This window comes from Tepidisphaeraceae bacterium, from assembly GCA_035998445.1.
Taxonomy (GTDB): Bacteria; Planctomycetota; Phycisphaerae; order Tepidisphaerales; family Tepidisphaeraceae; genus DASYHQ01.
This window is the reverse complement of record DASYHQ010000061.1, coordinates 229483-254164: the sequence shown is the minus strand read 5'-3', so window position 1 is coordinate 254164 and position 24682 is coordinate 229483. Positions and strand designations below refer to the sequence as shown.

Genomic DNA, 24682 nt, shown 5'->3' with positions numbered 1-24682 from the left:
TCCGTTATCGCGAAGAAGGGTTGATCTGATGTCCTACGCAGGCGACACGACCGATCTCAGCCCAAAGCTGATGCCGGCGGCGTCGTCGCGAAATGTTCCCGGAATCGAAACCACACCGTCGCGCCGGCGCAGTCGCCTGCTGGCCGTGCGCGCGCCGATCGGCACGGGCCACACGCTGTTCCTCGGCGTGATGGGCTTCGTGCTCTTCATCGGCTTCTGGCACTGGCAGTCGGCGTCGGCGGCCAATGTCATCCTGGCGTCGCCGTGGGACGTGCTGAAGGCGCTGTACACGCTGCTCGCCGAGCGCAACTTCGCCGCCGACATCGGAACGAGCGTCGTCCGCATCCTGGCCAGCTTCACCGCGGCGTGCGCGGTCGCGGTGCCGCTGGGCATCGTCATGGGCACCTTCACGCGGGCCGGGGCGCTGCTGAACCCCGTGGTGGCGGTGTGGCGCTACCTGCCCGCGCCGGCGTTCGTGCCGCTGCTGTTGATGTGGTTCGGCACGGGTGAGATGCAGAAGCTGGCGCTGCTGTTCCTGGGCGTGGTCTTCTTCCTGATCACGCTCGTCATGGACCACACGAAGCAGGTCTCGATGGACCTGATCGAGGTCGCCCAGACGCTGGGCGCCAGCCGCCGCCGGTTGATGTTCAGCGTTGTCGTGCCGGCCGTCATGCCGCACGTGCTGGACGTGATGCGGCAGATGCTGGCCGTCAGTTGGACCTACCTCGTGATCGCCGAGATCGTCGCCAGCACCGACGGCATCGGCGCCGTGATGATGCGCGCCAAACGCTTCATGCGCACCGAGGACGTGCTGGCCGGCATCCTCGTCATCGGCGCGCTGGGGCTGGCGTTCGACTGCCTGTTCCGGCTGGCGCGTCACGTGGTGTTCCCGTACTTGCGACTAAAGGCGGCCAAGTGAGCCTGAGAATCTTGCCCCTCTCCCATGTACTCATGGGAGAGGCTGGGTGAGGGTGATTTTGTGCTGCCGAGAACCGTCAGCAGCTCGAAATCACCCCCACCCAGCCTCCCCCGGAGTACCGGGAGAGGGGCAGGAGCAGCGTCCGTATTTTCTGCAACCAACCATTGGAGAACAGAATGAAGAACCCGTTGAAGACCCTCTTACTCACCGCGATCGGCGCGGCGACGATCCTGTCTACCAGTTCCCTCACCCACGCCGCCGAAAAGGTGCGCGTGTCGATCTTCTCCTGGCCCACGTACGGCTTCTGGTTCATCGCCAAAGAGAAGAACCTCGCGCCCGACGTTGACCTCGACATTCAGATCATCGAAGACCCCATGCAGAGCTTCGGCATGATGTCGGCCGGTCAGCTCGACGTTATCAGCAGCACCGGTGAATATGGCCCGATCGCCGCCGAGGCGGGCAGCCCGATCAAGTACGTCGCGTATCACGGCCTGAGCTACGGCACCGACAAGATCATCGCGCGCCAGGAGATCAAGACCGCCGCCGACCTGAAGGGTAAGAGCGTGGCGGTGATGGAGGGTGGGCTGTCGCAGATCTTCATGGGCATCTACCTGGAAATCAACGGCGTGCCGTTCGCCGACGCCAAGTACGTCAACGTCATCATGGACGACGCCGCCGCCGCCATGATCGGTGGCGAGGTGGCCGCTGGGGAATTCTGGGAACCGTACGGCGGACAGGTGCTGAAGAACATCAAGGGCTCGCACGTCCTGGCCAACTCGCACGACCCCTACTGGCTGAAGACCGGCCTGCTGCACGACGCCGTCTACATGAACGCCGACTTTATCAAGAACAAGCCCGAGGTGGCCAAGAACGTCATGAAGGGCTGGTACGAAGCGATCAAGTTCTGGCGCGCCAACCCGGCCGAGGGCAACGCGATCATCGCCAAGGCGATCAAGTTCGACGTGTCGGCCGTCGAGGAGACGATCGGCAGCGACGGCAAGCCCAAGGTCGGCGGCATGTACGTCTATTCCTTCGAGGAAGCCGCCCGCTACATGGGCGTGCTGCCGGGCGACGCGCCCGAGGGCCAGTCCAACGGCCAGGTGAAGGCGACGACGAAGCTCACCAACGACTGGTGGGTGAAGTTCGGCATTATGAAGAAGGACATGCCCATCGAGGCCAGCGTCGACCTGACGCCACTGAAGATGCTGGCCGACGAAGGGTATAAGGCAGAGGCGAAGTAACGCTTCGCTGATGCATCACCCGATTTTCCCCGCGGCCGTCCGTCCCGTCTCTTCCCCCCCGGAGCGGGCGGCGGCTCGCGGGGTTTTGCTGTTGTGGGCGTCGGTGGTGAACTGCGAGTGGGAAACGCTGGAAGCACGTGAGGGCGCCCGCTCTTCACGTAGCATGGGCGTCCCGCCCATGACCGCATTAAGTCAGAGAGATCGAATTTGCAACGTGCCGCTCGAGCAGCGCGATCCGCCAGCAATAACGACGCGGGTTCTAACCACACTCATGGGCGAGACGCCCATGCTACGTGCGGAAAAAGACAGGGATTTCCATGCAACTGCAAATGTGCCGTACGTGGTGGGGTGCCCCCACCGATCTCGAAACGCTGGTGACCCAAACCGTCGCCGGCGGGTTTGATGGGATCGAGATGCCGATTCCCAAAGACGCCCCCACGCGCAAGCGGCTGCGCGAACTGCTGTCGCGCAATGGCCTGTCGATGATCTCCGAGGTAACGACCGGCCTAAGCGATAAGCCGACCTACGATTGGTGGGTGCCCGAGCCGCACTTCACGGTCGACGATCACCTGCGCGATCTTCAGACGGCCGTGAACCTCGCCAGCGAGGTCGAACCACTGTTCATCAGCACGATGTGCGGCTACGACGCCTGGAGCCTGCAGCAGAACCTCGACTTCTTCGGCCGCGGCGTCGAGATGAGCGAGCGGAGCGGCGTCACGATCAGCTTCGAGACGCACCGCTGCCGGTCGCTGTTCAACCCGTGGATCACGCGCGACGTGATCGCGGCGCTGCCGACGATGAAGCTCACGTGCGACTTCAGCCATTGGTGCGTGGTGGCCGAGCGGTTGATCGACACGGAGATGGACATCATCAGGCAATGCGCCGCCCGCGCGCACCACGTGCATTGCCGTGTCGGCTATGCCCAGCACGCCCAGGTGCCCGACCCCGCCGCCCCGGAATATCAACCGGCCCTGCTGGCCCACGAGCGCTGGTGGGACGAGATCTGGCAATCGCAACGCGCCCGCGGCATGCCCGTCGTCACCATGACCAGCGAGTTCGGCCCCGACGGCTACATGCAGCAACTGCCCTACACCCAACAACCCGTCGCCAATCTCTGGAACGTCGTCTGCTGGCAAGGCCAACGACAGAAGCAACGGTTCGGACGGTTCAAATCATGACGGCCTACGAACCAGCGATGCTAAATAAACCGCGCTTCTGTAGGACAGGCATTCCTGCCTGTCTCTCCCCCCGTCTTACTCTCCCCCCGTATTCTCTCGCTTCAAGTGCAGAGAATGCGAACGCAAAGGGCGGACGGGAAGGACCGCGAAGTAGACAGGGGCTTGTGCCACTACGCTTCTATAGTGCCGCCCTGCGAGAGTGACGCGGATCGGGCGCCACATCTATTGCATTCCCTCGCGGCTTTCTTCGCGGTCCTTCGCGCCTTCGCGTTCTCTTTCAAACCTCAATTCGCATTCCGCGCGATGTACCCATCGACGATCCCAAAGAACGCGGCCTCCTCCAACACCGGCCCATGCCCAGGGTACGCCACGCGCACCGGCAGTTCGCGCAGTCGCTGCATCGACTTCACGTACGTCGGCACATCCGAGCAGGGCAGGAAGTCGAAGATCTCCCCTTCGTAGACAGTGTCGGCACAAAACAACTCACGGCTGCGCTCGTCCCACAGGCAGATGCTGCCCCACGAGTGGCCCGGCGTGTGCAACACGCGCAGCGAACGGTCCCCAAGCTCCAGCACGTCTCCCTCGTTCAGCGAGCCCGTCGCCGGCGCCGGGGGTGGCGACCAATCATTCGCGTCCCAACCGGGCCAGGGAAGCGTGCTGAAGTCCTTCGTCAGCAGTACCGGGTCGGCGAATGTGTTGCGCTGGGTGGGTTGCGCGACGACGTCGGCCTCGGCGGGGTGGATGAGCCGTTCAGGGAACTCGAAGTTGCTGCCGATGTGGTCGTAGTGCGAGTGACTGCAGATTAATAGAGGATTTTCGCTCATCGGCCGTAGAAATTGGCGTAAATTGCCGAGCCCCAGGCCCGTGTCGATCAGCAGGTCGCGGTCGTGCCCCTTGATCAGCAGAATGTTACAGCGGTAGTCCTGCCTATAGTAAGGCTCGTTGATCCGCACGACGCCCGGCCCCACTTCGGTGGCCGTGAACCAATCGGGTAAGGTAGTGTATCGCATAAGATTTACTGGCAACGGTAGCGGCTGCGGGATGGTTCTTGAGACGATCGTATCACAATGCGCTGCGCGCCCGTGAGCCACAACGCGCAACATCAAGGCGACCCATTTATGATGCAATGCAACATCGACACCCACGGCCGGCGCGTCCGCAGGACGATCGGCATCGTCTGCCTCATCGTCGCGATCGCTTTGCTGCTGGCTGCGTACTTCTGGCAGAACGTGCCCGTCGCGATCGTCGGTGGCAGCTTCGTCGCGGCGGCGGCGCTTTGCCTCTGGCAAGCCAAGGCCGGCTACTGCGTCGTCCGCGGCATGGGCATGAAGACGCCGTTCTAGCCACGGTCTGACGGATCGAGTTTCCGCGAAGCCTGTCATCCCGAGGGGAGCGGTAGCGACCCGAGGGATCTCCCACTGGCGTCAATCGCTCGGCGTTCGAGATCCCTCGGGTCGCTTGCGGCTTCGCAGTCCCGACCGCTTCCGTTCCCCGAAGCCGCAAGCGATCGCTAGATCGTACTGAGACCGTCGCGTTCAGTTTTCATTCAGGCGCTCGCGCGCCGCTTTGGCGGGGGCGCTGTCTGGCGCAATCGCAATCGCGTCCTGCCATGCTTGCCGGGCGGTTGCGCGGTCCTTGGCGACTTCGCGCAACAGGCCATGGTGATACAGCGCTGCCGCCCCCTGGCCCGGCAGCAATTGCTGGCTTGCGACCGCCTCCTTCGCCCGCCCGGCGACGAACGCCAAATCTTCCGCTGCGATCGCGCCACGCTCGAAGAAGCCGGGGAGGTTATAGCTCGTCATGCCGCGCAAGAACCGCACTTCCACGTTCTCCGGATCGGCGGCAACCGCGGCGTCCAACTGCTTCAGGCCGGTGCGCGCCAGCTGTCCCTTCGTGGGCAGCCACCGGGAGTGCGCCGACGCCATCATGTTCGTCGCCCCGAGGTACGCCTGCGGCACGACGGCGTCCGGCTGGGCGTCGGCGGCGCGCTGCCAGTAGCGCTGCGATGCGTCCGTCGATTTCGACTGGCCGGAGATCAACTCGTAGAACAGCTGCTTGCCCTCGGCCCAGGCGTGTGACGGGTTCGTCGTTGCCGACTGCGTGGTTGACGCAGTTCGATCCACCGTCGCGGCTGGCGCCGCGACGGGCCTGTTGGCCTCCCGATCGGCGCAACCGAAAAGGGCCAGGAGAAGGGTCGCCGTGATGAGGTAGGGCTGCATCTGCATCGGTCCGCGCCATTTTGTGGATGGCGGCGCGCATTGCCATCGATTGACGCAGGATTTTCAATTCCGATCAGCACGCTGAATTTCTAGTTGGCCGCCCCGCTGCTAACTGCCTACGATGGCAGCAAGATGCCATTCGCCGTCGATGAACTTCCCACCAGCATCGGTGCTGGCGACCCTGCCTCGGCATCTCCGAACGAACACGCGACATCGGTTAGCGCGTTAACTGCCCGTTCGACGGGCGAGAACTTCCACGTTTTAAGCTGCCTGTTGCCTAAGCATTTGCGGGTCGACTTCGCGAACGTCTACGCCTTCTGCCGGCACGCCGACGACCTGGCCGACACCGCCCCGAGCCGCGCCGTGGCGCTGCGTCGACTGGACGATTGCGAGCAACAGCTGCGCGCCTGCTACGCCGGGTCGCCCGACCAGCCCCTTTTTGTCGGGCTAAAGCTGACGATCGACCGGCACGCCCTGCCGATCGAGCCGTTCCTGGACCTGCTGTCGGCGTTTCGGCAAGACCAGCACGTGTCGCGCTACGAGCGCTGGACCGACGTGCTCGACTACTGCACCCGCAGCGCCAATCCGGTTGGCCGGCTCGTGCTGCGCTTGAGCGGTCATCGCGAGGATGACCACGATGCGCTGCGCCATTCGGACGCCACCTGTACCGCGCTGCAACTGGTGAACTTCTGGCAGGACGTTCGCCGGGACATTCTGGATGTCGATCGCATCTACATCCCCACCGATATCGCCAACGCGCATGGCTTGGACCTGCAGGAACTGCATCAGCGCATCACCCACAGCGGCGCAACGCGCGACTTGCGCGACGCCAACGGCGATCCATTTGCGGCCGCGTATCGCGCGACGCTGATCGACCTGTGTGACCGCACGCGATCGCTGTTCACAGACGGCCGGCAATTGCTGCCGCGCGTGTCGCGCGACGTGCGGCCGGTCATCGCGCTCTTCACGCTTGGTGGTGAAGCGGTGCTGCGCCGCATTGCCGCCATCGACTACCGAACCGATCTCCGTCGCCCGCGCGTCGGCAAGATCGGCAAGGCATCGCTGTTGTGCAAGGCGTGGATCACCTATCGACTGGGAGGAAAATGACGGTGTTCACCTCCACGTCGGTCGGGCAGCGGGTGGCGCCGACGGACCTGCGCTCCAGCGTTGCGCACTGTCGCGAGCTGGTGCGCATCAGCGGGTCCAGCTTCTACCAGGGCATGCGGCTGATCGCCGAGCCGTTGCGCACCGATACGTTCATCCTCTACTCGTGGCTGCGCCATGCCGATGATTTGGCCGACAACACCACGACCGACCTCGCCGAGAAGGGCCGGCAGCTCTGCTGGTTCTCTGAGTACACCTGCCGGGCGTACGAGGGGCACGTGCCAACGGTCGACGCGCCGAGCATGCTGCACACGCAGCCACTGTGGGCGGCGTTCACCGATCTGGTTCAGCGGCACACGCTGCCACTGGCGCCGTTGCAGGCTTCGATTCGCGGACAGTTCGCAGATTTGAACACGTCGTCGTACGCGTCGTTCGAGTCGCTGCGCGAGTACTGCTACAACGTCGCGTCGACCGTCGGTTTGCTCTGCATTGAACTGTGGGGCTACGACGGCGGGGAAGCGACGCGCGAGTTGGCGATCAAGCGCGGCCTGGCGTTTCAACTGACCAACATCGTGCGCGACGTGCGCGAGGACGCGCTGGTCGGTCGGGTGTATTTGCCCACCTGCTTCACCGAGGGAGGGGTCACGCCCGCCGACGTGCTGGCCGGTCGGCCGAACGTGTTGCGCGGCATCGATTGCACGCTGGAACAGGCGCAGCGGTTCTACGCCGAGTCGGCACCGCTCGACGCGCTCGTCTCACCCCATGCCCGGCGGTGCCTGTGGGCGATGACCGAACGCTACGGCGGCCTGCTGCGCAAGATCGCCGCCGACCCGTCCGCGGTCCTCGCGCCACAGCGCGTACGGCTCAACTCGATCGAGAAGTTCGGAATTCTCGTGAAAGCGATGCTACGGTGACCCTCTCCGTCCCCATCGACGCGCCCATCACTGCGCCCCCCGCCGCTCGCACGACGGCTTGCGGCGACGGTAAGACTGCGCTCGTGATGGGCGGTGGCCTGGCCGGCATGGCGGCGGCGATGCGACTGGCGGAGGGGGGCTACCGCGTGACGCTGCTGGAGACCCGCAAGCGCCTCGGTGGCCGGGCGACGAGCCATGTGGACCCCGCCTCTGGCGAGCCGATCGACAACTGCCAGCACGTGCTGATGGGTTGCTGCACGAACCTGATCGATCTCTACGATCGGCTCGGTGCTACGAACTCCATCGAATGGCACGACACGCTGCATTTCCGCGACCGCGAGGGGCGTGACAGCGTGTTGAAGGCCGACCGGTTGCCCGCCCCGCTGCACTTGGCCCGCGCCGCGGCGTCGTTCCGCGGTCTAACGTTGCGCGAGAAGTCCTCCGCCGGCCGTGCGCTGCTGGCCGCCCTCGCGACGTCGCCCAGCGGCCGCGCACGATGGCGCGACATCTCGTTCGCCGATTGGCTGCGCGACCACAAGCAGTCGCCCGCAGCCATCGAGCGCGTGTGGGAGACGGTGACGATCAGCGCGCTGAACGCCCCGGCGTCTGCGGTGTCGGCAGCGTACGCGTTGCAGGTGATTTTGCAGGGGTTCATGGGCCATCGCGACGCGTACCGCGTGGGCGTGCCGCGCGTGCCGTTGGTGGCGTTGTACGATGCGCTGCAGGCGATCCTGGCGCGCAACGGTGGTGAAGTGAGGCTGGGGTCGGCGGTGCGGTCCATCGTCGTCGGTTCGCAAACCAATACGATCGAAGCCGTGCAGACCAGTGATGGCAGCTCGTTGTCGGCCGACGTCTACGTGAGTGCCGTGCCCGCCGACCGCCTCGCTGCGATCGCGGTCGCGTCGCCCGGCTTGAACGACGATCGGTTGGCGCGCCTGAGCGAGTTCACGTACAGCCCGACGATCGGCATTCACCTGCATTACGACCGCCGGATCCTGCCCCACCCGCACATTGCGTTCATTGGTTCCCCCGTGCAGTGGCTGTTCGACGCGGCCAACGGCGCAGCGACCACCGATGCCCCCCAACAGCTGCGAGCCGTCAGTTCCGCCGCCGACGCGTGGGTCGAGCTGCCGGGCGACGAGATCATTCGCCTTGCGCAGGATGAGATCGCCACGTACCTGCCGGCGGCGAAGGAAGCTCATCTGCTTGACGCGAAAGTGATCAAGGAACGTCGCGCGACGTTCAACCCTTCTCCCGGCGTCGACCACATCCGCCCGAGCGCCTGCGTCGTAGGCAACGGCGTGCGGAACCTGTTCTTAGCCGGTGACTACTGCCAGACCGGCTGGCCCGCGACAATGGAAGGCGCCGTGCGAAGCGGCTACTTGGCCGCGGCCGCCATCACCGGGCAGAAGTGCGGGGTCGCCGATCTGCCGTGCGCCAATCGTTATCGCGCCGCAACGTTTACACCGGAGATGCTAACCGCATGAGTCGTCGTCGCGTGATCATTATCGGCGCCGGACCCGGCGGGCTCGCCTCGGCGATGCTGCTGGCGGCCAGTGGGTGCGACGTCACGGTGCTGGAACGCCGCGACCGCGTCGGGGGCCGCACCAGCAGCATCACCGAGGCCGGCTACACGTTCGACGTCGGGCCGACGTTCTTCCTCTATCCGCGCGTCCTCGAAGAGGTCTTCACCGCCTGCGGCCGCAATTTGCACGATGAGGTGCAGCTGGTGCGCCTCGACCCGCAGTATCACCTGGTCTTCGAGGCCGGTGGTGAACTGAAGGCGTCCCACAATGTCGCGCAGATGCGCGAGATGTTGAAGGCGATCGACCCGCGCGACGCCGCCGCCTTTCCCAAGTTCCTCGCCGACAACCGCAAGAAGCTATCCGCGTTCCGCGCCATTCTGGAATCGCCTTTCGCCAGCCCACTGGATTTGCTGCGGCCATCGGTGATGAAGTCGGCGTTGCACCTGCGCCCGCTGGACAGCGTACACACCGATCTGTGCAAGTACTTCCACGATGCGCGCACGCGCCTCGCGTTCAGTTTCCAAAGCAAATACCTGGGCATGAGCCCCTTCCAGTGCCCCAGCCTGTTCACGATTCTGTCGTTCCTGGAGTACGAGTACGGCGTGTGGCACCCGATCGGTGGCTGCAACGCCGTCACCGCGGCCATGGCGCGCGTCGCGGAATCGATGGGCGTCGACATCCGCCTGAACGAGGCCGTGACGTCCTTATCGTTCGACGAACAGCGCCGCGTTCGCAGCGTCACCACGTCCAGCGCAACCTACGACTGCGACGCCGCCGTCATCAATGCCGACTTTGCCAACACGATGACCAAGCTCGTGCCCGACGGCATCCGCAAGCGTTGGAAGGACAAGGCCATCGGCGGCAAGCGGTTCTCGTGCAGCACGTTCATGATGTACCTCGGGGTCGAAGGCACCTTTCCCGATCTCGAACATCACACGATCTGGCTGGCGAAGGATTACGAGGAGAATCTGCGCGACATCGAGGAACGCCACTGCCTGTCGTGCAACCCCTCGTTCTACGTGCAGAATGCCTGCCGGACCGACCCATCGCTAGCGCCGGCGGGCCACAGCGCGCTCTACTGCCTGCTGCCGGTGTCGAACGACGTCGGCACGATCGACTGGCACAAGGAGACGCCCGCGTTCCGCGAACTGGCGTTCACACAGATGGAGCGCATCGGCATCCATAACGTGCGCGACCGCATTCGGTACGAGAAGGTGCTGACGCCCGCAGACTGGGTGAACGACTACCAGCTGTACCGCGGCGCCACGTTCAACCTGGCGCACAACCTCGGCCAGATGCTGCACCGCCGGCCGCACAATCGATTTGAAGATCTGGCTAACGTCTACCTCGTGGGCGGTGGTACGCATCCGGGTAGCGGGCTGCCGGTGATCTTCGAATCGGCCCGAATCAGCAGCGGGCTGTTGCTGGACGATCAGAAGATCCCGTACCACTGGCCGGGCCAGACCGGCCAGGCAGCGAAGTACGCGACCCGTGGGAAAGCGACCGCGACAGGTTCACAGTAAGTTTTTATAGAAGGTGTTTCCGGTCCCTCTCCCATGTACTCATGGGAGAGGGACCGGATCGCGACCGATGACGATGCTTGCCGAACAACCTCGCGACGCTGACGTCACCAGTGACGTTGGGACGATCGCGCGCGCCAGAGCAGCCGGCGCGGCGTGGGCACGCGTGCCGCTGAAACGCCGCGTCGTGATCTTCCGACAGCTTCGCCACGCGGTCGTAGATCGTGCCGACGAGATCGCGGCAGCATTATCGACGATCACGCAACGGCGCGTTGCCGATTCGCTGGCGGCCGAGGTGCTGCCCGTGCTGGACGGCATTCGCTTTCTCGAGCGCAACCTAACTCGCCTGTTGCGCCCGCAGCGCCTCGGGCGCGCAGGCCGGCCGGCGTGGTTGCCGGGATCTGACCTAACGATTTACCGCGAACCGCTTGGCGTGGTACTGGTGATCGGCCCGTCAAACTATCCGCTGTTCCTGCCAGTCGCGCACGCGCTGCAGGCGATCGCTGCGGGCAACGCGGTGCTGGTAAAGCCGGCTCCGGGCTGCGAGCAGGCGGTCGATCTGCTTGCACAGATCGCGACGACCGCGGGGCTGCCGGCAGGCTTACTCACCGTTCTAGCTTCAGATGTTCAGGCCGCGCGCGACGCGATCGGCCAGGTCGATCACGTCGTCTTCACCGGCTCGTTCACCGCCGGTCACGCCGTGCTTGCCGAGGCGGCCGAACATGTGGTGCCGGCCACGCTGGAACTGTCGGGACACGACGCCGTCTTCATCTTGCCCGGCGCCAACCTGGAGTTGGCGAGCCGGGCGCTGCGGTTCGGGCTGACGTTCAACAACAGCGCGACCTGCATCGCGCCGCGGCGCGTGTTCGTGCCCGCCGACATGCTGTCGGCGCTGAATGCATCGCTAAGTGATGCGTTGCGCGATTTGCCGACGTTCCGCGCATCGCCACCGAGCATACGGCGGGCACGTTCACTCGCATCGAACGCGATCGAACTCGGCGGTCGCCTGCTGGCTGGCAATGTGCCTACGGAAGACGCGAGCACGCTATCGCCGATCTTGCTGACCGACGTGCCTCATGGCGCGCGCGTGCTGCGTGACGAAGCCTTTGCGCCGCTGCTGGCGGTCGTGCCGGTGGCATCGGTCGATGAGGCGCTGTCGCTGGCGGCCCAATGCAAGTTCGCATTGGGCGCGACGATCTTCGGCCCAGCCGACGCTGCGACCGCGCTGGCGCAGCGCGTGAACGCGGGCTGCGTTGTGATCAACGATTGCATCGCCCCCACCGCCGACCCGCGCCTGCCGTTCGGTGGCCGCGGGCACAGTGGGTTCGGCGTGACGCGCGGCGCCGACGGCCTGCTCGCCATGACGCGCCCCAAGGCCGTCGCCAGCCGCAGTGGCACGTTTCGCCCGCACTACGATAAGCCGCACGAGAGCGACGCGACGATGTTCGCGGCCTACTTGCACGCCGCCCATGGCCGATCGGTCGGCGGGCGCGTGCGGGCGGCGCTACAATTGATGAAGACGCTTGCGACACGAGGAAAAGGTTCACCCACATGAATAGCACCACTAGCGACAACACTGTCATCGTTATCGGCGCCGGCCTGGGTGGCTTGGCTGCCGCATGCACGCTGGCGGCCCGCGGGCATGCCGTCACCATTCTGGAGGCCAACGACTGGCTGGGCGGCAAGGCGGCGGTGTGGGAGCAGGACGGTTACCGCTTCGACATGGGTCCCACCATCCTCACCGTGCCGCGCGTGCTGAAGCGCATCTTCGCCGAGGCCGGCCGGCGCATGGAGGACTACCTCGATCTGGTGGCGCTCGACCCGCAGTGGCGCTGCTTCTTCGACGACGGCTCGACGCTCGACCTTTGCGCCGACGTTGCCAAGATGAAGCAGACGCTGGCGGCGTTCTCGACCGACCCGCGCGACGTCGAGCGCTACGAGAAGTTCATCAACCACTCGCACCGCCTGCACGACATCAGCGAACGCTTCTACTTCTGGAAATCCATCGGTGGCATTCGTGACATGATGGACCCCAAGGCCAGCTTTAACCTGGGCACGCTGTCGGACGTGATGGCGATGGGCATGGGCCGCAGCGTCGCGGGCACCATTCGCTCGTACATCGGTGACGGCCGCGTGTCGCAGATGCTGGACCACTTCACGCAGTACGTCGGCAGCAGCCCCGAGGCCTCGCCGGCGGTGCTGTGCGGCATCGCGCACATGCAGACGAACGACGGTGTGTGGTACCCCATGGGCGGCACCGGCGCCGTGCCGGCGGCGCTGGCGAAGCTGGCGCGTGAACTCGGCGTAAACGTGATCACCAGTGCTGAAGCGGCCCGCATCGAACACGACGGCAACGGCGTGGCCGGCGTGACGCTGAAGGATGGCCGCCGGCTGCCGGCGAGCGCGGTCGTGTCGAACATGGACGCCGTGCGCACCTACCGCGAGTTGATCGGCGGTCGCGACGCGCAGAAGTTCGAGAAGTCGCGCGGCTCGTTCGAGCCCGCCTGCAGTGGCGTGGTGCTCTACCTCGGCCTGAAGCAGCGTTACGACCATTTGCTGCACCACGACTTCGTCTTCTCGCGCGACCCGCACGAGGAGTTCGACTACATCTATCGACGCGGCGAACCGGCGCCTGATCCCACGTGCTACCTGGCCGCACCGGCCGGCACGGAACCGGGCGTGGCGCCCGCCGGTGGCGAGGCGCTGTACGTGCTCGTCCATACGCCCTACCTGCGGCCGGGCCAGGATTGGAGGAAGATGCTGCCCGACTATCGCCGCGTCATCCTGGACAAGCTGAAGCGCACCGCCGGCCTGACGGACATTGAGGACCGCATCGTCGTCGAGCGCACGCTGACGCCGCAGGACATCCACGACCGCTACCGCGTGCTGAACGGCGCTATCTACGGCCTTGCGTCTCACGGCAAGTTCCTGGGCGCGTTTAAACCCGCCAATCGTCGTAAGGACATCGCGGGGCTGTACGTCGCCGGTGGCGCGGCGCACCCCGGACCCGGCATGCCGATGGTGCTGATGAGCGGCTGGATCGCGGGCGATTCGCTGGATCAGGATCGGCGTGGCAGTACGGCCTCGCCTGACACGCGCGAGGCGGCGCTGGCACCGGTGTAAGTCGATCCTTTCCTGCCCCTCTCCCGCATGCTCCGGGGGAGGCTGGGTGGGGGTGATTCGTTCTTTCGAGATTCGTCAGCAGTTCGAAATCACCCTCACCTAACCTCTCCCGGATTACCGGGAGAGGGACCAGAGCGCCCTTCCGTCCATGCCAGATCAGCTCATATCTTCGCCACCTATCGCGACCACGCGCGACCGCGAGCACGCGCTGCCGACGATCAACCGCCCATTGTTTCGGCTGTTCCACTGGTACACGCGGCGGTTTGCGCGTAAGCACTTTCATACGGTTCGCATCGCGCGCGATGGCTACCCGCCGACGATCGATGCGGCCACACCGATCATCCTCTGTATGAATCACCCGGGCTGGTGGGACCCGCTGATGGCGCTGGTGCTGTCGCAACACCTGTGGCCGGGCCGTCGACATTACGCGCCGATCGACGCGGCGATGCTGGAGAAGTATCGCTTCTTCCGCAAGCTCGGTTTCTTCGGGATCGACCGCGCGTCGCGGGCCGGTGGCGCTGCGTTCTTCAAGACCGCCTCGCGCGTCGCGGCGTCCCCGAACACGTGCCTGTGGATCACCGCGCAGGGCCGTTTCGCCGACCCGCGCCAGCGACCCGTCGAACTGGCCGCCGGTCTGGCAAGGCTCGCCGAGCGATGTGAGCAAGCGGTCGTGCTGCCGCTGGCGATCGAGTATCCGTTCTGGACGGAACGGGAGCCCGAGGCGCTCGTGCGATTCGGTCCGCCATGCGATCTGCATGCCGGCGACCTCGCGATTGACGACGCGCTGGCGACCACGATGGACGGGCTGGCAGCCGACGCGATCGCGAAGGATGCTGGCCGGTTCGACGTCATCCTGCGCGGCTCGGCCGGCAGCAGCGCGACGTACGACGCGTGGCGATGGATGAAGGCCAAAGCGACCGGTCGGCGCTTCTCGGCCGCCCACATGGAGGACGTACACGCGTGATGCTATTGGTGTTGGCCATCGTCGGTCTGCTGCTGTCGATCCTGTCGGCCGGGCTGTTCTTCGACAATCTGCGGCAGTTCCGCACCGCGCCACAACCCAACGCCGCTGCTGGGGTAGGCAGCGAAGGCGTGGTGTCCGTCCTCATCCCTGCAAGGAATGAAGAGGCGAGCATCGGCGACTGCGTGCGGGCCGTGCTTGCCAATGATGCGGGCGACGGCCGTGAGCTGGAGGTGATCGTGCTGGACGACGGTTCGACCGATCGCACCGCGGACATCGTGCGCGACATCGCCGCGGGCGACGCACGGCTGCGCCTTGAGGCCGCCCCACCGCTGCCGGTCGGCTGGTGCGGCAAGCAGCACGCGTGTCACGTGCTTTCGATGCGGGCCCGTGGCCAGTGGTTGGCCTTCATCGATGCCGACGTGCGCCTGTCGCCCGACGCGGTCCGCCGGGCCATCGCGTTCGCCGTCGCGGCCGACGCGCCGCTCGTGAGTGGCTTTCCACGGCAACAGACCGGCACGATGCTGGAGCGCATGCTGATCCCGCTCATCCACTTCGTGCTGCTGGGCTTTTTGCCGATCCGGCGAATGCGCATGTCCACTTCACCCGCGTACGGCGCGGGCTGCGGACAGTTCTTCATCGCGCGGCGAGACGCCTACGACCGCGCCGGTGGCCACGCCGCGATCCGCGCGTCGCTGCACGACGGCGTGACGCTGCCGCGCGCGTTCCGCAACGCTGGAGATCGCACCGATTTGTTCGACGCGACCGACACGGCCACTTGCCGCATGTACCAGTCGAACGGCGAGACATGGCACGGCTTGGCGAAGAACGCGACCGAAGGCATGGCCGCGCCCGCGGCGATCGTGCCGTGGACGATCATGCTGACGCTTGGACAGGTGCTGCCAATGATTTGGTTCGCGTACGCCGCGCTCGCGCCGGCGATACCTTACCGGATGGTGGTACTCATCTGCGCCGGCATCGCGGTGCTCTTGAGCTACGCGGTACGACTGGCCGGAGCGGCGCGGTTTCGGCAGTCGCGGCTTGGGGCTATGCTGCACCCGGTGTCGATCGTCGTGCTGCTGGCGATCCAGTGGTACGCGCTGTCTCGCCGCGTGATGGGCCGGTCGTCCACCTGGCGTGGCCGCTCGTACGGCGCGGCCGTCGCGGGGGTGAAGTAGTTGGGTAGGCCGTCTGTTTCTTGGGTGATCAGGTTTCTGCTCCTTACTTGGCCTCCGACTTTCCGGTGGTCTTACCCCGGCAAGCCGGGGGCAATATGGTGAAAGATGGAGATGCAGGCAGTGCACTTCATTCCGATTCTCTCCACGTGGACCGCGTGACCCTTGCGCCGCCCCAAGCTTCCCACCTTTCTCCATCAGATTGCCGGGGCCGGCAACGTCGCGATGTTGTGCATCGTGGTGCTGCTGGCGGCGCTGGGGCCGTTGTTGATTCAGGATGGATCGCCGCGGCTGCCCACGAGCGTGCCGCAGGTTGAGAGTGAGCGGGCAACGCGGGTGGCGCTGGTGGTGATCGACGCCCTGCGGCTCGACGCCGCCCGCGATCCCGCGCGCATGCCCAACCTGCACGCGCTGGCCGAGCGGCACGCGTGGGGCATCGCCCGGGTGGAGGCGGCGGTGCCGTCGACCATTGCGGGCATCACGACGTTCATCACCGGCCGCGTCCCGGGGCCGACGAGTTTCCTGTTGGACTTCGGCGCGCCCGTCGCGGCCGACGGTGGCGTTCTGCAGGCCTTCCGTGACTCCGGCCGAGATACGTTCGTGGCCGGGCCGCGGCTGTGGCACGATCGGTATCGGCCGTGGATCAGCCGGTCGCATCTTACGAATCGGATTGGCGACGACGACGGCATTCTTAGCGCCGGCCTGGCCGCGATTGCAGATGCGCGGAACGACCTCGTGATCATCCATCTGTCGCAGGGTGACGAGGTGGCGCACCTGTTCGGGGCCACGTCGGCGAACTACGCGGCGTTCGTCGCCCGCGCCGATGCCTCCGTCGCGCGCATCGCGGCCATCGCACCACCGGACATGGCGGTGGTGGTTGCATCCGACCACGGGGTTACGGACTTCGGCGGTCATGCCGGACCAGAAGACGCCGTGCGAAACACACCGCTGGTCGCCTGGGGGCCGGGGTTGCCGCGCGGCCAGATGGGTGACGTGAGCCAGGCGATCGTGCCGCGATTGATCACGGAAGCGGCGGGCGTCGCGTGGCAGCCGCCGCCGCAGGTTGGCACGAGGATATCGCCGACATGGCTGCTGGCGTTCGTCGGCATTCTCGCAAGTTGCGCCATCCTGTCCGGCATTCCGCATCGGTCGCGGCATCGGGGTTACACGCTGTTGAACAACCTGCTGTGGCCGGCGCTCGTGCTGCTGGGGTTCGCGTTGTTCGGCCTGGCAGCGACGTGTGCGCTGGTGGCGCTACTTCTATTCGCGCGTCGCAACCGCCTGTATCGGATTGATCTTGTCATCGCCGGCGTGCTGGCGTTTGGCGCGATGGTTGGACTGCTGCGATGGTGGATCGGGTTGGCGTCGCTCGACGGTTCGCCGCTGCGTTCGTGGCCACTCGGAGCGAGCGTGGCGGTGCTGTTTGGTGGATTGCTGATGATCGGCCTACTGCGGTTTGGCTGGCCGTCTGGCTTATCCAACATCGGTCGGCTGCAAATGGCTGATCTGCTGCCACTGGCGACACCGGGGCTGGCCTACCTGGTCTCCGGCCCCCCGCTCGCCGCGGCGTGCGCTGTGGGCGTGGCAACTGGGTGGGCGGCTCGGCTTGCACTGCGACGCTCGGCCACCGCGCAATGGGTCGTCATCCTGATCGCGGTACCGCTGTTGACGGCGCTGGGTGGGCAGGGACTGAGTTTGTCCACGATCAACGTCCGCGTGGCGTTCGCAATGCTCGATTCTTGGGCCGGGCCGATCGCCGCGCTTGGCGTAGTGATGGCGGTGCAGGTGCTGCCAATCGCGGCGGTCGTGATGCCCGTCGCCACGGGTCTCACCAACGCGCCAAAACGGCAATCGGGTACGTTCGCGGCAGGGTTGATGACGGCGCTCATCGCACAGGCGATCATTGGCAGCCTGTTGCTGGCGATTCGTTTCCACGACACGCGCCAAGCCGCAATGGCGGTGGCGCTGGTTTCCGTCGTAATCGTGGAGACGCTGCTGATCGCGATGACCGCGGCGCTCGCGGCGTTCTTCAGCGTCGGTAGACCGGCACGAACTCGATCGCACGCCGCCACTTCGTCATCCTGAGGTACTCCGAAGGATCTCTTCTTCCCGAGGCGAATACGGGGGGAGATCCTTCGGAGTACCTCAGGATGACGAGTAGCAGCAGTATCCTTCGATATATTGCGTAGGCCAATACGAAATCACCCTCACCCAGCCGCTTCCGGCGTACCGGGAGAGGGGCCGGAGCGGCTTACGCGAACCCCAGCACCCGTTGCGGCTGGTACGGCTCTTCCAGCCGCTTCACCTCATCCGGCGTCAGCGCGAGCGACAATGCCCCCAGCGCATCGTCCAGATGATGCGGCTTGGTCGTCCCAATGATCGGCGACGTGACGTACGACTTGGTCAGCATCCACGCCAGCGCCACCTGCGACTGCGACACCCCGCGGGCCTTGGCGATCTCCCCCACGCGGCCCACGATGGTCTCGGTCGCGCCGCCGGGCTCGTTGTAAAGCGTCTTGCCAAATTCGTCGCCACTGGCGCGGTCGGTGGCGGCGCGCTGGTCCCACGGGCGCGATAGCTTCCCGCGCGCCAGCGGGCTCCACGGCAGCACGCCGATGCCCTCGGCGGCGCACAGGCCCATCATCTCGCGCTCTTCCTCGCGATACAGCAGGTTGTAGTGGTTCTGCATCGACGCGAACCGCGTCCACCCGTTCCGGTCGGCCAGGTATATCGACTTGGCAAACTGCCACGCGTGCATCGACGACGCGCCGATGTACCGCGCCTTGCCTGCCCGCACCACGTCGTGCAGCGCCAGCAGCGTCTCCTCGATCGGCGTGTCGTAGTCCCAGCGGTGGATCTGATACAGGTCGACGTAATCCGTCCCCAGCCGGGTCAGGCTGGCATCGATCTGGCTCATGATGGCCTTGCGCGACAACCCCGCGCCGTTGGGGCCAGGACCCATTCGCCCGTGCACCTTTGTCGCCAACACGTATTCCTCGCGCTTGGCGAAGTCGCGCAGCGCCCGGCCGGTGATTTCCTCGCTCGTGCCGTCCGAGTAGACGTTGGCCGTGTCGAAGAAGTTGATGCCCGCCTCTAGCGCCGCCTTGATGAACGGCCGGCTCTGCTCCTCGTTCATCGTCCACGGGTGCGCCCCGCGCTCGGGCACGCCAAAGCTCATGCAACCCAGACAGAGACGGGAGACTTTGAGGCCGGTCTTACCAACACGAACGTAATCCATCATCGATGCTCCTGTAACGGCGTGCCGCGGAGCATCTTAGGCATAGAGCGGTTCGTGTCATCAGATGCGGCTCTGCCTGCACTACCGGCGCTACAGGATCTCGAGGGAATCCTTATCCGGCAGCTTCGGGAACGGCGCCGCCGGCAGCGTCTGGTACCAGTAGGCGACCGACGCGATGTCATCCTGCAGCGGCAGATAACGGCCACCCGATCGCCAGCCAAGGGCTTGCATGGTCACCTTCAGGTCCGTCTCGAAGCGAACGGGGTCGGTGATGTGCCAGCGATACATGCCGAAGCGCGTCTGGCTCTTGTAGACGCCGTCCGGTCGAATAACCTGCGAAAGGCCGGCGTAGGCAGTGGTGAACTCCTGGTACTGCTTGGTCACCTGGTTCTCGAAGTTGTAGCTGCCGCAGAAGTAGTCTTCGGTGCCGGTGCCGCAGATGGTGGGGTAGTCCTTGTCGCCGTCCATGAAGAACTTAATTTCCCCCTCGCCCCACCAGCCGTTGTTGTTCACGCCCCACGCCATGTAGGTGCCCACGTACTGCCCCTTGCCCTGCACGCCGTCCAGGATCGTATAAACCTCCTTGTACGGCAGCGGGTTCACCCGGCGGAACTGCGCGTGGAAGTAGGCGCACGTTTCGGGGACGTCGGTCAGCGTGTAGTTGATCTGGTAATACAGCCGCATGTCGTCGGCGGCGATGTTGGTCATCGTGATGCGGCAGCGCTTGCGGAACGGCATCTCCCAATAGCAGTTAAACGCGCTACCCGGATTCACGCAGACCGCCAGCGAGCTGAGCGGCGCATACTGCCCCCAGCCGCACGCGAAGAAGTCGCCGACCGGGCATTCCACCGACGGCTGTTCCTGGTCGTCCCAGTAAATGCGCAGGATGCTCATGCGCCAGTTGCCCGTCGGGGTCATCCATATTTGCTGGATCGCCCCGCTGCCCGAAATGTCGGCCAGCACACGCTCCTCGCCAGCCTTGATCGTGATCGACGGCGAGATCTTCCACCCCTGGCCAAGGTCGCGGGCGCAGTTGGCGCCGGTGCCCTCGGTGGCCATGCCACCCTTGCCCTTCTCGCCGGTAAAGTTCTCCGGGCTGATCGAGCGCGTCTTCGCGTCAGACAGTTGCGACAGGTTCCCGAGGTTCATGCCAAGACCGTTGAATTTCATGCCGGTCAGCTTATCGAACTGCCCCACGCACCAGAATGGAGCCGATTGACGATTCTTTGTACGATCTTCCGGCGACATGCTCTCCATCCGCCATCTTCAAAGCCAACCCTGGTACCGCGGGCCGGGACTGGAGATTCGCGGCATCGGCATCAACGAGACAATGCCACCGTCGTTCATCGAGCGCCCCGCCGGCACCGGTGACCGGTTGTTCATGCTGTTCTACGACGACGTGGAACTAGGCCCGGCCAACGCTCGCCGCCGAGTTGGCGGGCCCAGCGTTGCGTTGTGGCCCAGCGCAGCGGCGCACCACTATGGCAACATCGATCGGCGATGGCGGCACTCGTGGATCCACTGCGATGGGAACGTCGTTTCCCGGCATTTGGCTGGTGCGGGTGGCGATCGCGAGCGCATCGTGCGCCTGCGCGACCCGTCGCCTCTGGAGAACTACCTGCTGGCGATGTACGAGGAGATCAACGGCCCGCACGCGCCCGACTTCATCGTGCTGCGCAACCTGCTGGAGAACTTCATCCGCGAGGCCGTTCGGGGTGAACGCGCCCCCGCGCGACGGCAAACGCCCGAGGGGCTATCGCGCGTGAAGCAACACATCGACACGCATTACGAGCAGCGCATCACGCTGGCCGCTCTGGCCGAAATGGCCAACCTGTCGCGTGGCCACCTTTGTACGGAATTCGGCCGGCACTTCGGCGCCTCGCCCATGGCCTACCTTATCCACCGCCGCCTGCACGCCGCCGCGGCGCTGTTGCGCGGGACCGACGAGGCGGTCGGCCAAATCGGCCGGCGCGTGGGGTACGACGATCCGTTCTATTTCTCGAAGCACTTCAAGGCCTGCTTTGGCGTTGCGCCGTCGCAGTTGCGCAACCGGTCGACGAACGGCGTACGGTGAAGCGTGACGCACGCCATACGTACCGAGATCAAGTTCTGGCCCCTCTCCCATGTACGCATGTGAGAGGTTGGGTGAGGGTGATTTTGTTCTCTTTGAGCCGTCAGCCGTTCGAAATCGCCCCCACCCAGCCTCCCCCGGAGTACCGGGAGAGGGGCCGGAGTGAGCGATCCATTTCGAAATAGCGTTGACTGCCGCCGACGGCGCGCCAATGCTTAGCAGGTGCGATCGCGATCCACGCATGTCGTCGCGCGCGCAGCTTCGGATAATTTCACGTTTGTCTGTAACTCGACCGCGTCGAGTCGCGTTCAACGCATAACTGCTTGCGAAGGAGCGTCACCATGGCCGAACGATCCGGCGTCTCGCGACGGGCCTTTTTCAAAGGGGCCGGCGCGTCGGCCATCACCACGGCGCTGCTCGACTCAGGCTTGGCCCGCGCGGCCGAGGAAAGCGCCATAGCCGGCAGCGCCAAAGTGCTGGGACCCGGCGCGGTACCGATGCAGCTCACCATCAACGGTCAGACGGCCAATGTGACGGTCGACCCGGCCACCACCTTAGTCCAAGTCATTCGCGACGAGCTCGGCCTTACGGGCACCAAGGTCGGTTGCGACCGCGGCGCCTGCTCGGCCTGCACAGTCTGGTTGGACGGCGAGCCGGCCAGCAGCTGCATGACGCTGGCCCTGGACGCGCGCGGCCGCGAGGTGACGACCATTGAAGGACTGGCGCGCGAGGACCAATTGCACCCCGTGCAGCAGGCGTTCATCGAGCACGATGCGCTGCAGTGCGGCTTCTGCACGCCGGGCATGGTCATGAGCTGCGCTGCCCTGCTCAATCGCAATCCGAACCCGGATCTGGATCAGGTGAAGGGCGCGATCAGCGGCCACCTGTGCCGGTGCGGCACGTACCAGAACATCTTCAACGCGACCCTGTCGGTCGCCGGGCGAAAGGTGGGTGAGTGATGGCCGACGAGGACGCAAAGGGCGCCGCGACGCAGAAGCCGGGGGACACGGAATCGTCCGACCAAGCCAAGGGCGAGGCCCAACAGCCCGCCGGTGGCAAGGCGGCGACGCAACCGACAACTCAAAAGGCCAACCCACAGGCCGCGCTGCGCGAGCAGCAGATGACGTACGGCATCGTCGGCACCGACATGAAGCAGGTCACGCGCCGCGTGCCGATGGACGAGCCCCCACCGCTGGGGGAGAACGCGACGCTGAAGTCGATCGGCAAATCGGTGCCACGGCTGGACGCGGTCGCGAAGGTGACGGGCAAGGCCAAGTACACGTTCGACATCCAGTTGCCCGGCATGCTGTGGGCCCGGCGGGTGGTGAGCCCGTGGCCGCACGCGAAGGTGCTGTCGGTCGACACGTCGGCGGCGGAGAAGCATCCCGGCGTGAAGGCGGTGCACGTGCTGGAGCGCGTGCTGCAGACCGCGCAGCTGCGCGACCCCAAGGCCGACGCGGGCAACAAGTACCCCACCGTGCGCTACGCCGGCCAGCCCATCGCCGCCGTCGCCGCCACGAGTGCCCGCGCCGCCGAAGAAGCAGCGAAGCTGGTGAAGATCGAGTACGAGCAGTTGCCGCACGTGACCGATCTGGACGCCGCGATGAAGGAAGGTTCGCCGGTCGTCTTCCCCGGCCCGGTCGAGCAACCCTCGACCGCCGGTGGGGGTGGAGCGCCCAAGGGCCTGCCGCAGAACGGCAACGTGCGCGGGCCGAACATGGGCGAGCGCGGTTCCAAGCCCAGCGGCGACACGGCCAAGGGCTTCGACGAGGCGGACGTGATCGTGCAAGGCGAGTTCCGCACGCAGGTGCAGACGCACGTGCCGATGGAGACCCACGGCCTGGTCGCCGACTGGCGCAGTGACGGTTTGACGATCTACGCCAGCACCCAGCACACCAACAGCGTGCGCGACGAGGCGGCCGAGCACTTCGATTTGCCCAAGAGCAAGATCCGCGTCATCAGCGACTACATCGGGGGCGGCTTCGGCGCCAAGTACGGCATCAATAACTTCGGCTTGCTCGCGATCCACTTGTCGCGGAAAGCCAAAGCGCCGGTACGCATGATGCTCGACCGCCGCGAGGAACACACCTCGGCCGGCAATCGACCCAGCAGCTACCAGAAGGTGAAGATCGGCGCCAAGAAGGACGGCACGCTGACGGCGATCCACGTCGTCAGCCATGGCACCGGTGGCGTGGCCGGTGGCGCGGGCATCGGCTTTTGCTACAGCTCGCTTTACCCCTGCCAGAACGTGCACACCGAGCAGTACGACGTCTTCACCAATGCCGGTCCCTGTGCGGCGTTCCGCGCGCCTGGGCAGGCGCAGGGCATCTTCTCGCTGGAACAGGTGATCGACGAGGTTGCCCACGAGATCGGGATTGATCCGCTGGCGTACCGCGAGAAGATCGACACCGACCCGACCGATGACATGTTCGCCCGCGCCCACGAGCGCAAGGTGGGCGCCGAGCGCATCGGCTGGGCCAATCGCAAGCCGGCCGGCAGCGACGCGGGGCCGATCAAGCGCGGCATGGGCTTCGCGCAGTCGCAGTGGCTGTACCTGATCAACACGCGCACGAACGTCGAGGTGCGCGTGAGCGACGACGGTTCGGTGGCGATCTACAACAGCACGCAGGACATCGGCACCGGCACGCGCACCGTGATGGCGCAAACCGTGGCCGAGGAGTTCGGCCTGAAACCCGAGGAGATCGGCGTGTACATCGGCGACACGCGGTTCCCGTTCGGCCCACCGTCGGGCGGCAGCCAGGTCACCAGCTCCGTCACCCCCGCCGCCCGCAACGCCGCGTACAAGGCCGCCCGCGAGCTGGCCGCCAAACTCGCGGGGCCGGTGTTCAAGGACGCCAATCCCGACGACATCATCTTCGCCGACGGTAAGGCCATGTTGCGCGGCGACAATTCCAGTGCCGTGCCACTGAAAGAGGCCGCGAAGAAGGCCCGCTTCGGTGAGATCACCACGATGGCCGGCCGGCGCGACGATTACGAAGGCTTTGCGATCAAGGGCTCCACATCGATCAGCAAGCACGGCCTGGGCGGTGTGCAGTTCGCCGACATCACCGTGGATACCGAAACGGGCGTCATCAAGGTGAACCGCATCGTTGCGGTCCACGATTGCGGCCGGCCGATCAACCCGATGCTGGTGCGAAGCCAGATTGAAGGCGGCGTGATCCAGGGCATCAGCTACGCGATCTATGAAGACCGCATTCTAGATCCCGGCAGTGGCCATCAGCTGAACGCCAACGTGGACCAGTACAAGATCGTCGGCTCGCGCGAGATGCCGCAGATCGACGTCGTGGTGCTGGAACAACTGGGCGCCCAATCGTCCACCGACGCCCGCGGCATCGCCGAGGCCAGCAACGTCGCCGTGACGGCGGCGATCGGCAACGCGTTCTTCAACGCCACCGGCAAGCGCATCCGCACGATGCCCATGAACCCGGCCAACGTGCTGGCGGCATTGAAAGCTTAAGTAGCGCCGAAAGGA

The 24682-nt window shown here is 65.5% G+C and carries 20 protein-coding genes; 16 read left to right on the top strand and 4 right to left on the bottom strand.

Annotated elements, in window-relative coordinates; all coding sequences use genetic code 11:
• Nucleotides 1-28 precede the first annotated feature (28 nt).
• From VGN72_23475 to VGN72_23465, 3 genes are all read left to right on the top strand, one after another.
• On the top strand, nt 29-919 hold the full coding sequence (locus VGN72_23475; protein HEV7302319.1) for an ABC transporter permease: 891 nt from the start codon (nt 29-31) through the stop codon (nt 917-919).
• Between the two features lie 176 nt (nt 920-1095).
• The gene (locus tag VGN72_23470; protein HEV7302318.1) at nt 1096-2160 is read left to right on the top strand and encodes an ABC transporter substrate-binding protein; all 1065 of its coding nucleotides are present in this window, start codon (nt 1096-1098) and stop codon (nt 2158-2160) included.
• Between the two features lie 317 nt (nt 2161-2477).
• Complete coding sequence (locus VGN72_23465) at nt 2478-3338, top strand: sugar phosphate isomerase/epimerase (protein HEV7302317.1); 861 nt, start codon at nt 2478-2480, stop codon at nt 3336-3338.
• A gap of 284 nt (nt 3339-3622) precedes the next feature.
• On the opposite strand, the gene VGN72_23460 is transcribed toward VGN72_23465, so the two are convergent.
• Complete coding sequence (locus tag VGN72_23460) at nt 3623-4348, bottom strand: MBL fold metallo-hydrolase (protein HEV7302316.1); 726 nt, start codon at nt 4346-4348, stop codon at nt 3623-3625.
• 108 nt (nt 4349-4456) lie between these two features.
• Here VGN72_23460 and VGN72_23455 point away from each other — a divergent pair, with 108 nt between their 5' ends.
• Entirely contained in the window at nt 4457-4681 is a 225-nt protein-coding gene (locus VGN72_23455) for a hypothetical protein (protein ID HEV7302315.1), read from the top strand.
• A gap of 192 nt (nt 4682-4873) precedes the next feature.
• Here the strand turns inward: VGN72_23455 and VGN72_23450 are convergent, their stop codons facing one another.
• On the bottom strand, nt 4874-5563 hold the full coding sequence (locus tag VGN72_23450) for a hypothetical protein (GenBank protein HEV7302314.1): 690 nt from the start codon (nt 5561-5563) through the stop codon (nt 4874-4876).
• Between the two features lie 126 nt (nt 5564-5689).
• Between VGN72_23450 and hpnC the strand changes: the two genes are divergently transcribed.
• From hpnC to VGN72_23405, 9 genes are all read left to right on the top strand, one after another.
• Nucleotides 5690-6664 (top strand): squalene synthase HpnC, encoded by a 975-nt coding sequence (gene hpnC, locus VGN72_23445; GenBank protein ID HEV7302313.1) that lies wholly within the window; start codon nt 5690-5692, stop codon nt 6662-6664.
• 2 nt (nt 6665-6666) lie between these two features.
• The gene (locus VGN72_23440) at nt 6667-7575 is read left to right on the top strand and encodes a phytoene/squalene synthase family protein (GenBank protein HEV7302312.1); all 909 of its coding nucleotides are present in this window, start codon (nt 6667-6669) and stop codon (nt 7573-7575) included.
• On the top strand, nt 7572-9062 hold the full coding sequence (gene hpnE / locus VGN72_23435; protein HEV7302311.1) for a hydroxysqualene dehydroxylase HpnE: 1491 nt from the start codon (nt 7572-7574) through the stop codon (nt 9060-9062). The genes VGN72_23440 and hpnE overlap by 4 nt, the downstream gene beginning before the upstream one ends.
• Nucleotides 9059-10624 carry a phytoene desaturase family protein gene (gene crtI, locus VGN72_23430; protein ID HEV7302310.1) on the top strand — a complete coding sequence of 522 codons (1566 nt, stop codon included), beginning with the start codon at nt 9059-9061 and terminating at the stop codon, nt 10622-10624. The genes hpnE and crtI (VGN72_23430) overlap by 4 nt, the downstream gene beginning before the upstream one ends.
• Before the next feature lie 67 nt (nt 10625-10691).
• Complete coding sequence (locus VGN72_23425) at nt 10692-12176, top strand: aldehyde dehydrogenase family protein (protein ID HEV7302309.1); 1485 nt, start codon at nt 10692-10694, stop codon at nt 12174-12176.
• The gene (crtI, locus tag VGN72_23420) at nt 12173-13744 is read left to right on the top strand and encodes a phytoene desaturase family protein (protein HEV7302308.1); all 1572 of its coding nucleotides are present in this window, start codon (nt 12173-12175) and stop codon (nt 13742-13744) included. Before VGN72_23425 ends, crtI (VGN72_23420) begins: the two co-directional genes overlap by 4 nt.
• Nucleotides 13745-13892: 148 nt before the next feature.
• On the top strand, nt 13893-14708 hold the full coding sequence (locus VGN72_23415; protein HEV7302307.1) for a lysophospholipid acyltransferase family protein: 816 nt from the start codon (nt 13893-13895) through the stop codon (nt 14706-14708).
• Complete coding sequence (locus VGN72_23410; GenBank protein ID HEV7302306.1) at nt 14708-15883, top strand: glycosyltransferase family 2 protein; 1176 nt, start codon at nt 14708-14710, stop codon at nt 15881-15883. Before VGN72_23415 ends, VGN72_23410 begins: the two co-directional genes overlap by 1 nt.
• Nucleotides 15884-16105: 222 nt before the next feature.
• Nucleotides 16106-17965 (top strand): alkaline phosphatase family protein, encoded by a 1860-nt coding sequence (locus VGN72_23405; GenBank protein ID HEV7302305.1) that lies wholly within the window; start codon nt 16106-16108, stop codon nt 17963-17965.
• Nucleotides 17966-18131: 166 nt separating this feature from the next.
• Here VGN72_23405 and VGN72_23400 read toward each other — a convergent pair whose 3' ends face one another.
• The gene (locus tag VGN72_23400; protein HEV7302304.1) at nt 18132-19118 is read right to left on the bottom strand and encodes an aldo/keto reductase; all 987 of its coding nucleotides are present in this window, start codon (nt 19116-19118) and stop codon (nt 18132-18134) included.
• Between the two features lie 90 nt (nt 19119-19208).
• Nucleotides 19209-20288, bottom strand: coding sequence for a glycoside hydrolase family 172 protein (locus tag VGN72_23395; protein ID HEV7302303.1), 1080 nt, complete (start codon nt 20286-20288; stop codon nt 19209-19211).
• A 76-nt stretch (nt 20289-20364) separates the two neighbouring features.
• On the opposite strand from VGN72_23395, the gene VGN72_23390 reads away from it, so the two are divergent.
• The 3 genes from VGN72_23390 to VGN72_23380 all read left to right on the top strand — a co-directional run bounded on the left by VGN72_23390 (nt 20365) and on the right by VGN72_23380 (nt 24667).
• Entirely contained in the window at nt 20365-21192 is an 828-nt protein-coding gene (locus tag VGN72_23390) for an AraC family transcriptional regulator (GenBank protein HEV7302302.1), read from the top strand.
• Between the two features lie 338 nt (nt 21193-21530).
• On the top strand, nt 21531-22148 hold the full coding sequence (locus VGN72_23385; protein ID HEV7302301.1) for a (2Fe-2S)-binding protein: 618 nt from the start codon (nt 21531-21533) through the stop codon (nt 22146-22148).
• Nucleotides 22148-24667, top strand: a complete 2520-nt coding sequence (locus VGN72_23380) for a xanthine dehydrogenase family protein molybdopterin-binding subunit (GenBank protein HEV7302300.1) — start codon at nt 22148-22150, stop codon at nt 24665-24667. The genes VGN72_23385 and VGN72_23380 overlap by 1 nt, the downstream gene beginning before the upstream one ends.
• Nucleotides 24668-24682 lie beyond the last annotated feature (15 nt).

Coding starts and splice junctions, on each gene's coding strand:
- hpnC (HEV7302313.1), top strand. CDS start 5,690: ATGCCATTCGCCGTCGATGAACTTCCCACCAGCATCGGTGCTGGCGAC.
- VGN72_23455 (HEV7302315.1), top strand. CDS start 4,457: ATGATGCAATGCAACATCGACACCCACGGCCGGCGCGTCCGCAGGACG.
- VGN72_23450 (HEV7302314.1), bottom strand. CDS start 5,563: ATGCAGATGCAGCCCTACCTCATCACGGCGACCCTTCTCCTGGCCCTT.
- VGN72_23395 (HEV7302303.1), bottom strand. CDS start 20,288: ATGAAATTCAACGGTCTTGGCATGAACCTCGGGAACCTGTCGCAACTG.
- VGN72_23380 (HEV7302300.1), top strand. CDS start 22,148: ATGGCCGACGAGGACGCAAAGGGCGCCGCGACGCAGAAGCCGGGGGAC.
- VGN72_23425 (HEV7302309.1), top strand. CDS start 10,692: ATGACGATGCTTGCCGAACAACCTCGCGACGCTGACGTCACCAGTGAC.
- VGN72_23390 (HEV7302302.1), top strand. CDS start 20,365: ATGCTCTCCATCCGCCATCTTCAAAGCCAACCCTGGTACCGCGGGCCG.
- VGN72_23475 (HEV7302319.1), top strand. CDS start 29: ATGTCCTACGCAGGCGACACGACCGATCTCAGCCCAAAGCTGATGCCG.
- VGN72_23415 (HEV7302307.1), top strand. CDS start 13,893: ATGCCAGATCAGCTCATATCTTCGCCACCTATCGCGACCACGCGCGAC.
- VGN72_23405 (HEV7302305.1), top strand. CDS start 16,106: ATGTTGTGCATCGTGGTGCTGCTGGCGGCGCTGGGGCCGTTGTTGATT.
- VGN72_23385 (HEV7302301.1), top strand. CDS start 21,531: ATGGCCGAACGATCCGGCGTCTCGCGACGGGCCTTTTTCAAAGGGGCC.
- crtI (HEV7302308.1), top strand. CDS start 12,173: ATGAATAGCACCACTAGCGACAACACTGTCATCGTTATCGGCGCCGGC.
- VGN72_23465 (HEV7302317.1), top strand. CDS start 2,478: ATGCAACTGCAAATGTGCCGTACGTGGTGGGGTGCCCCCACCGATCTC.
- VGN72_23460 (HEV7302316.1), bottom strand. CDS start 4,348: ATGCGATACACTACCTTACCCGATTGGTTCACGGCCACCGAAGTGGGG.
- VGN72_23400 (HEV7302304.1), bottom strand. CDS start 19,118: ATGGATTACGTTCGTGTTGGTAAGACCGGCCTCAAAGTCTCCCGTCTC.
- VGN72_23410 (HEV7302306.1), top strand. CDS start 14,708: ATGCTATTGGTGTTGGCCATCGTCGGTCTGCTGCTGTCGATCCTGTCG.
- VGN72_23470 (HEV7302318.1), top strand. CDS start 1,096: ATGAAGAACCCGTTGAAGACCCTCTTACTCACCGCGATCGGCGCGGCG.
- crtI (HEV7302310.1), top strand. CDS start 9,059: ATGAGTCGTCGTCGCGTGATCATTATCGGCGCCGGACCCGGCGGGCTC.